This is a genomic window from Leptolyngbya sp. DQ-M1, from assembly GCF_039962505.1.
Classification (GTDB): domain Bacteria; phylum Cyanobacteriota; class Cyanobacteriia; order Leptolyngbyales; family Leptolyngbyaceae; genus Leptolyngbya.
This window is the reverse complement of the sequence record NZ_JAMPLJ010000018.1, coordinates 25449-34155: the sequence shown is the minus strand read 5'-3', so window position 1 is coordinate 34155 and position 8707 is coordinate 25449. Positions and strand designations below refer to the sequence as shown.

Below are 8707 nucleotides of genomic sequence, written 5' to 3'. Positions count from 1 at the left end.
AACATCATCGAAATCCATCAAATCAGGACAACGACAATTTCTTGCTGGAATGAGTTCACTTGGGCTTTCAGCCCTGAAGGAACCTATGTACTTTCAGTGCATAGTGGTTTAGTAACTATTCCTTAGAACTTAGTGAATTCGAATGCGGCTGTATTCTTTGCCGTGATTAGCGTTCAGCGCTGATTTCTACTCTCGATGATTTTTCGGAATGTCCTTTTTCACTAAGTCCTTAGCTATAGAGTGTGATAACTTAGTGAAAAGATCAAGGCTGGCATGGCGTTTCAAAAAGGCAAAAATCCGCATCATCCGCTTCCGGGATCTGTTCTCACAGTTGAGCCGATTCGGGATAAGCGGGCGATCGAGCGGATTAAGAAACTGCTGCGCGACCAACCGCGGGACTTCTGTCTGTTTGTGCTGGGAATCAATACCGCCTTCCGCGCTAATGAACTGCTTTCGCTCACGGTGGGTCAGGTGCGTTCCCTGCAACTGGGCGATGTGCTGCGGGTGAAGCAAAGCAAAACAGGGAAGTTTCGGAGCGTGACGGTGAATGGGGCGGTGGTCAAGACGATCTCCCAGTACCTCACTGCTCATCCCCTTCCCGATGAGGCGTTCCTGTTCCAAGGCAAGCGCGGTTGCCTGACGGTTCCGACCGTGAGCACGATGGTGAAAACGTGGTGTCAGCATGTGGGATTGAAGGGCAAGTATGGCAGTCACAGCTTGCGCAAGACTTGGGGGTATTGGCAGCGACTAGAGCGCGGGACTGCCATTCCACTGCTGATGGAAGCCTTTGGACATGCCACACAGCAGCAGACGTTAGCGTATCTGGGGATTCAAGCCGAGGAGATTGCCCAGATTTATGAGCTGGAACTGTAAACGCATAACAACTGGGTACAGGCAGTGCTTATCGCTGCTATCAAAAAAAGCTCGTTTACGGATAGGGCACAAAAAAGGATTGTGTCGCAAATACTTTTTTGTGACAAACGAAGTATCTCGTTCGCGTTCCGTTAAGCACTAATTCCGAAGAGTTTTTCAATCCTTGAAGTGTACAGCGCTCAGACTGGCTGGATGACGCGAACTTGTCCCACTGTCATTTAATTAGTCACTGTACACTAGCTATCTTGTCCATTGATTGGAGCTGACCAGCAAAGGTACGAGTGTCATGCGACGATTTGAGCGAGTGCAAGTCTTAATGCTGAGTAAGCAGCTTCTCCTGATGATTTCACTATACTAAAAGCGATTTATGCCTGCCCAGAATTATTCTGACAAAACAGTAAAGGACGAAAATAAATAATCATTAAGAAGTTCACCTTTCTTCTCAGAAAGACTGGCCAACGCTATCACTAGCCTCTACCATAAGACATAGGCGTGAGACATAGGCTGAGATTTTGCATTACTTCCCAATATATCTGTCGCACTTGGTTTATTCTCACAGCAAAGATACGGGTAGCCATAGTTGGTTTTCGCTTCTAAAACCCGCGTCATGGAGTAGCCTCAGTGGCTTTGTAGTTGAATTGCAGTATTCCGAGCAGAACTTGATTGATACCGCCACAAATAAATGCCCCCTGAAAACCTAATGTCACACTCTATCGCTACAGTCTCTCCACCAAAAACAGATATTTATATGGGTCGATCCAGCCAACAGATTAAGGCAGAAATTGAGGCAACACTTGGATTTATCCCTCCCTTTTTTGAACCTGCAGAACCCTCTCCCCAAGTATTGGAGAACCTTTGGCAGCAGACGCTCGCTGCCTATATTCATAATCCTCTGCCAGCCTTATTTAAGGAGAAACTTTCTGCCTACCTTTCGCGCTTTTGTGTCGTTCCTTACTGCATGATTTGTCACAGCTGTACCCTACGCCCTCTGGGACTGTCAGCACGAGAGGTTCTCGCATTACTCGCCTCTCCACCGCCTGTGCTCGCAGCACTCGACGAGCATCTCAAAAAGTTGGCAGCGCAGCCCCGTCTCTTGGAGGATTGGTCTAACTTAACCCCCTTGGCTGAAGCCAGTCTGCTTCAGGTGGCAATTTTTATTGCCTTGGAGAGCGAACAGGCGAAGACTTACCGCGATACTCTACAGCAGTTTCTAGGCGTTGTGAATTACAAGCATTTGCTTGCCTTTATTGCTTATGTTAAAGCGTGTCATGCCTGGATGGAACTCCATCCTGAAGTCGTTTACGAAGCCGATCGGCGCGTGCAGAACAACCTGAATGCGTTACTCGAAGAGGAACCCAGTTTGGCTGACTTCTTTGGGAACTACCAGGAGAGAGTCAAGCTAGAATGCCAAAGTCGAGCGGAGCAACTCGCTGAGCTGGCGAAACAGCAATGGCGAGAGAAAATCCTGAGTCAACAGGTCGATCGCGAGCGGGTAATGACCGGAATTGCTCAGCGCATTCGTGGATCGTTGGATTTGGAGAAGATTTTAAGAACGGCTGTCACAGAAGTTCAGCAGTTTCTTCAAGTGGATCGCGTGTTTATTTATCGTTTTGCATCAGATTGGAGCGGTGAGGTCACCGTCGAAGCCGTTGTTCCAGAGTGTTTACCGATTCAGGGAACGAGAGTGGCGGACTCCTTCTTTATCCAACCTGGCAATCGAGCACTTTATCAGCAGGGACGAATTCACGCGGTTTCTGATATTCGCGCTGGAAATCTCTCCCAATGTCATCTTGAGTCGTTAGACCGCCTCCAAATCCGGGCGAACTTAGTCGTGCCAATTGTGCAAGACGAGCAACTCTGGGGACTGCTTGTAGCAAATGATTGCACCCAAGCCCGACCTTGGCAACAGATCGAACTGGAGTTGCTCAAGCAACTGTCCACCCAGCTAGCGATCGCCATTCAGCAAGCCCAACTGCACCAACAAGTGCAGACCGAACTGATGGAACGTCAGCGCTCCGAAGAGAAAATTCGGGAGCAAGCCGCGCTGCTTGATGTCACAACCGATGCCATTTGGGTTTTAGATTCAAATTATCAAATCCTCTTCTGGAATCGGGGCGCTGAACAACTTTACGGTTGGCTGAAAGCTGAAGCGTCAAGCCTTCGTGCCAACGATCTGCTGTGTCAAAAAGTTGCGCCTACACTCGAGAAAATTCAAAAGACTGTGCTTGAAGCCGGCAAGTGGCAGGGAGAATTGCACCAATTGACCAAAGACGGCAAAGAGATTTTGGTTGAGAGTTGCTGGACCGCCATGTTTGAAGCTGATCAACTGAAATCGATCTTGGTTATCAATACAGACATTACTCAGAAGAAACAACTTGAGCGGCAGTTTCTTCACGCCCAGCGGCTAGAGAGCTTGGGGACACTAGCAGGCGGAATTGCTCATGACCTCAACAACATTTTGACCCCCATCCTTGCGGTCTCCCAGTTGCTTCAGCTCAAACTCACGGATGCAGATGAGTCGACGCGGCAGTTCCTGAAGATACAGGAAACGAATACGAAACGGGGAGCAGCGCTCATCAACCAAATCCTATCGTTTGCACGGGGAGCCGAGAGCAAACGCAGAGCACTTCAAGTGCGATACGTGATTGCGGAAATAAAGCAGATTATTGACGGAACGTTTCCCAAGTCAATTGAAGTCTCAACTCAGATTGACACTGACCTTCAGGTTGTTTCTGCTGACACAACACAACTGCATCAAGTGCTGATGAATCTGTGTGTTAATGCTCGGGATGCCATGCCCGCGGGAGGATGCTTAAGTGTTTCTGCTCAAAATCTCTGGATTGACGAAAGCTATGCACACATGCATCTTGATGCCAAGGTTGGTCCTTATATAGTCATTTCTGTCGCGGATACGGGTAGCGGGATTTCGCCTGATGCCATCGATCACATCTTTGATCCATTCTTCACCACGAAGGAGGTGGGGAAAGGAACAGGACTTGGACTGTCCACGGTGAATAGCATTATCCGAAGTCACGGAGGCTTTATCAATGTTTATAGCGAAGTCGGACAAGGCACCCAATTTAAGGTTCACTTGCCAGCGATTGCAGGAAGGGAAACTCAATCGATCCGAGAAATAGAACAGCCCCTCGGCAATGGAGAGTTGATTTTAGTGGTGGATGATGAAGGGAGCATTTGTGAGATTACGAAAACGACGCTAGAAACCTCTGGATATAAGGTTTTAACGGCTAATGACGGCATCGAAGCGCTTGCTTCGTATGCCCAACATAAGGACAAAGTAGACGTTGTTTTGATGGACATGATGATGCCGAACATGACAGGTCCCGCAGCAATCCAGATTCTTAAGAAAATGAATCCGCTCGTCAAAGTGGTTGCGGTGAGTGGGCTTCCTTCGAGTGACAACGTGAAGGAAGCGATGCATTTAGGAGCCAGCGCATTTCTGTCGAAACCCTATACCGCTCAGGAATTACTGAAGGCGCTGCATGAGGTAATGCATGCGGTGGGTCAGCCAAGTGAGCAGGAGTCTAGTCGGACTGATGCAATGCCCATCAACCCTTTCTAATATTTTCGCGACGCTGCCTCCATTGAGAAAGGATCCTTTTTTGATAGGGCTTTTTGTCACTCCTTAGCAGAACCTGAAAGCTAAGAAAACCAAAGGTTCTTCTTGAATGCTGAAATTGATGAAAAGACAGCCCTTTTTTGATAGGGCTAAATGCTCGGATTTATTGAAGGTTAAAAAGTATAATCTGCGATTAGTGGTCGTTAGATTTACACAAGATGATGCCAACTGAAGGACGATCGCCAAGTTTGTATCTACTCAGTTATTCTGTGAAAAGTACGCATGTCGTACTTTTTATTTTCGCTTGCACTTGAAAGGCTAAAATGATCGGCATGATTATTACTATTGCATCTTTCAAAGGTGGGGTTGGCAAAAGTACGACTGCTATCCATATTGCTACTTACCTTGCCAGCAAACGAGGTAAAACTGTGCTTGCTGACGGAGACTTAAACCGTTCTGTCATTCAGTGGGCTGAACGTGGTGGCAAAAGTGTGCCTTTTCTCGTTTGTGATGGTGAATCTATTCCTGCTGACTATGATCACCTTGTGATTGATACCGCTGCGCGTCCCACTGATGCTGATCTCGCTGCCCTTGCCGAAACCTCCAATCTCCTTGTTATTCCTTGTACCCCAACAACTTTTGCTCTTGAAGCTACGATTGGAACGCTCACGACTTTACCGACAGATCGATATCGCATCCTGCTCACTGTTGTCCCTCCCAAGCCTAGTCGAGAAGGCGAGAAAGCTCAACAAGCCCTCAAGAAAGCAGGGCTTCCTATCTTTAAACCCATGATTCGACGATTTTCCGCTTATCTTAAAGCAGAGAACGCAGGTGTTCCCGTCAACCAAATTCGTGACCCAAAAGCTGGTGAAGCTTGGCTTGAGTACGAAGCCGTTGGCAAAGAATTGTGGAAGGTAGCTAAGAAATGACTGATTTAGACAAAATTATTGCAGCTGCACGAGCTAAACAGCCCCTGTCCTCCTCTCCAGAACAAATTAATTCATTTTCTCAAGGCAGCACACTACTACTTGACGAGATTCAGCCGAGATCGCAAAACACTCGCACGCTTAATCCTGTTCATGTGGAAGCCCTTGCCGAATCTATCTCTGTTTTGGGTCTCATTGAACCCCTTGTTGTAGATAAACAGAAACGACTCTTAGCTGGTGGGCATAGGCTTGCCGCAATCATTCATCTCAAAACGCATCAGCCTACTGCTTACCACCGACACTTCCCAAATGAGCAAATTCCGATTCGCTCTCTAGCAATTGACGCTGATCAGGAACCTGACCTGGCGCTACAAATTGAGGTCGCTGAAAATGAGCAGCGTCGCGACTACACCCCTACTGAAGTTAGAGAGATCGCAGCTCGCTTAAAAGCATCAGGTTATGTTGAGGTCCAAGGTCGCCCTAAAAAGGGACAAAAGCCGCTAATGCCTGCTTTAGCTGTCGTTGTGGGAAAGAACCTTCGCACAATTCAGCGGTATTTGTCAGAAGACACAATATCCATAAGAAGTTCGTCTCTAAAAAGCACGACACGTGTCGTACTTTTGAAGCAGACTCTTGCCAAGCTTAAGCAGATTCAATCTGATCCACCTACAACTCAGGGAGGGAAACAGCTTTTAAGGATTCTGCCAAAAGTTATGACCTTGATAGAGCAGTGTATTGAAGAAGATTAAAACCAAGATTTAGAAAGACATGAACAAGTCGGAGATGTCGATCTAGTGCGTCGTGATTCAATTTTCTATAAATTATTCCAACAGGCTCCAACGCTACTGTTTGAGTTGTTAGAAGAGTTCCCCTCGAATGCTGGGCAGTATCGCTTCGACTCAGTTGCAGTGAAAGAACCCAGATTTGAGATTGACGGCGTGTTTTTACCACCAGATGCTGAGCCGGGCGTTGTCTATTTCTGCGAAGTTCAGTTTCAGCGTGATGAGGTGCTGTATGAGCGACTATTTGGTGAATCGTTTTTGTATTTCTACAGAAACCGGAGCCGTTTCACGGACTGGCAGACTGTAATTATTTACCCATCTCGCTCGACTGAGCAAACAGAAACGCACCCTTATCGATCGCAGTTAAATAGCAATCAGGTGCATCGGGTGTTCTTGGATGAGTTGGGGGAGATTGAACAGTTGCCGCTAGGGGTAGCGCTGATGGCTTTGACAACGGTTGATGAAGCGAGTACGCCGGAAGTGGCGAGGGCTCTGCTAGCGCGATCGCGGGGAGAAGCATCTCAAGAGGCAATCCGCGCCATAATTGAGATGATTACGACGATTCTGGTTTACAAATTCACAAATCTAAATCGGCAGGAGGCGGAAGCAATGCTAGGAATTACAACCCTTCAAGAAACACGATTCTATCAGGAAGCGAAGGAAGATGGACGCGAGGAAGAAGGGAGAGGATTGTTCTACGTCTATTAAATCGTCGTTTTGGAGTGTTGCCTGAATCCTTGTCATCGCAGATTGCCAACTTATCGCTGACTCAAATCGAATCCCTGGCAGAAGCACTACTGGATTTTCAAACGCTCTCTGATTTGGAGATATGGTTACAGCATTTGCAAACGAATTGACAGCTTTAGTCTGCTGTGGCTTAACTGTCACAATTCTAAGGATGCAATCTCGCTTGGACTAATCTTGGAGTAAATCACTGTTCGGTTATATTTTCAAACTCGCATTCGCTCGTTGCGTAACTGCCACAAGCTTAACGACAAAGCAAGCTTTCAAGGATGAACGTCTGCGCTCGGGCACAGACGTTCAGACCAATGATTACACTATCGGCTTACCTCTGCGTGGGTGTCTCTGTAAGGCGGTAGTCATGGAAGACTACAGCACTCAAAACCACAAGTATCCCAGCAACCAGAAATACCACTCGCACACCCGCAGGCTGTGCTAGCGTGTAACCATAATGAGAAAAAATGGGTGGGATAATCAGGGTTGAGAACGATAGCCCCATGCCAGCCGAGAACGAGAAAATACTGTAGTGAAACGCTTCTCGCCGCTGTCCCGTGACGATTGCATCCTGCTCGACGACGGCTCCCATCATCGCGTAGACCAAGATAAAATAACCGCCGAGAAAAGGTCCCAAAAAGCCTAAGCAGAGTGCGGCTTGAAGCCCAGTTGATAGGAAGGAAATCCATCCCACTGCGGTCAGCAAACTTGTAGTCACTGCCAACCCAAACAAGGACACCTTTAGTAATTGCCGATCCGGATAGTCTCGGTTCAACCGATTCCACACGGGAGCGGCAGCCAGCATCACTATCACCACCCAACCCTGATAGCGTCCCACGGCTGCCTCTGGTTCTTGCAAAATCAATGCAACAAAGTAAGGCAGGTTCGAGAGCAACATCGCGTAAGCAGTCTGTACGAGAATCGTGGAGCTACAAAGGATCAGGAACGGGCGATTCCGCAGGGTGGCACGAAGACTTTGCCAAAAGCTCATCGATGCGATTGCTTCGCCCTCGCCCGTTGGGTCGAGTGTAGGCAAGATCCGCTTGGGGAGAACTGGGAGTGTCAGTCCCACCGTTACTGCCCCAATGGTTCCGATCACTCCCCCCATGGCGATCGCTCCCCAACGGCTATAGACACTGCTAGCAATGACTGCACCACCCAACACGCCCAGAATGCCAAAAATGTTTTTCCACATACTGAGCCGAACGCGCTCAACTGCCGTCGCTGCCATCTCGGGCAAGCTGCCATCATAGGGGACACCAACGAGACTCATCCCTGTATACAGAATGATGGTCATTGTCAGGAAATAAAGGGCATTCGGCAAGCTGGGATAGGAAGTCAGAGGCGTCCAGAGGAATAACAGCGCCCCGAGAGTCATGAGGCTGCCGAGCACCAAGAAGGGCGTTCGTCGTCCCCAGTGGCTCTGGGTGCGATCGCTCCAATGTCCGATGAAGGGATCAATGATGGCATTCCAGACGCGACCGATCGCCAGTAAGATACCCAGGACTGTGATCGAGAGATATTGCACAGCCCCTGTATTGGGCGGAGGTGCATAGTAGTAAAGCAGCCAGGTCGAAATGGCAGTGTTGATTAAATTAATACCGCTGGAAGTGCAACTGTAGAGCAAAGTTTGCCGGAGAGTAAGGATAGGAGACATCTTGAAGAGTGACAATGAGGCTGAAATGTAGAGAAGATGTAGGATAGCGGCATTTAGAGACAGAAAACTCGTCATGCTTGACAGTCTATTGCAACAGCGCTATCAAATTGTTGCAATAGGCTGTTCCTCAATTGGTGCCTACCACTAAGAATCTATT

The 8707-nt window shown here is 48.1% G+C and carries 5 protein-coding genes and 1 pseudogene; 5 read left to right on the top strand and 1 reads right to left on the bottom strand.

Annotated features, from left to right (window positions below; translation table 11 throughout):
• The first annotated feature begins 273 nt into the window (after nt 1-273).
• The 5 genes and pseudogenes from NC981_RS24070 to NC981_RS24050 all read left to right on the top strand — a co-directional run bounded on the left by NC981_RS24070 (nt 274) and on the right by NC981_RS24050 (nt 7015).
• Nucleotides 274-873 (top strand): tyrosine-type recombinase/integrase, encoded by a 600-nt coding sequence (locus NC981_RS24070; RefSeq protein ID WP_348245357.1) that lies wholly within the window; start codon nt 274-276, stop codon nt 871-873.
• A 700-nt stretch (nt 874-1573) separates the two neighbouring features.
• Nucleotides 1574-4453, top strand: coding sequence for a GAF domain-containing protein (locus NC981_RS24065; RefSeq protein ID WP_348245356.1), 2880 nt, complete (start codon nt 1574-1576; stop codon nt 4451-4453).
• A 320-nt stretch (nt 4454-4773) separates the two neighbouring features.
• Nucleotides 4774-5379, top strand: coding sequence for a ParA family protein (locus NC981_RS24060; protein WP_242026505.1), 606 nt, complete (start codon nt 4774-4776; stop codon nt 5377-5379).
• Complete coding sequence (locus tag NC981_RS24055; RefSeq protein WP_348245355.1) at nt 5376-6125, top strand: ParB/RepB/Spo0J family partition protein; 750 nt, start codon at nt 5376-5378, stop codon at nt 6123-6125. Before NC981_RS24060 ends, NC981_RS24055 begins: the two co-directional genes overlap by 4 nt.
• A 45-nt stretch (nt 6126-6170) precedes the next feature.
• Nucleotides 6171-7015 (top strand): annotated as a pseudogene (locus NC981_RS24050) (Rpn family recombination-promoting nuclease/putative transposase).
• A 209-nt stretch (nt 7016-7224) separates the two neighbouring features.
• On the opposite strand, the gene NC981_RS24045 reads toward NC981_RS24050, so the two are convergent.
• Nucleotides 7225-8550 (bottom strand): MFS transporter, encoded by a 1326-nt coding sequence (locus NC981_RS24045; protein WP_348245354.1) that lies wholly within the window; start codon nt 8548-8550, stop codon nt 7225-7227.
• Nucleotides 8551-8707: the final 157 nt, after the last annotated feature.

Bases quoted from the DNA above. Each gene is read 5' to 3' on its own strand.
- NC981_RS24070 (WP_348245357.1), top strand. From the start codon at position 274: ATGGCGTTTCAAAAAGGCAAAAATCCGCATCATCCGCTTCCGGGATCT.
- NC981_RS24065 (WP_348245356.1), top strand. From the start codon at position 1,574: ATGTCACACTCTATCGCTACAGTCTCTCCACCAAAAACAGATATTTAT.
- NC981_RS24060 (WP_242026505.1), top strand. From the start codon at position 4,774: ATGATCGGCATGATTATTACTATTGCATCTTTCAAAGGTGGGGTTGGC.
- NC981_RS24055 (WP_348245355.1), top strand. From the start codon at position 5,376: ATGACTGATTTAGACAAAATTATTGCAGCTGCACGAGCTAAACAGCCC.
- NC981_RS24045 (WP_348245354.1), bottom strand. From the start codon at position 8,550: ATGTCTCCTATCCTTACTCTCCGGCAAACTTTGCTCTACAGTTGCACT.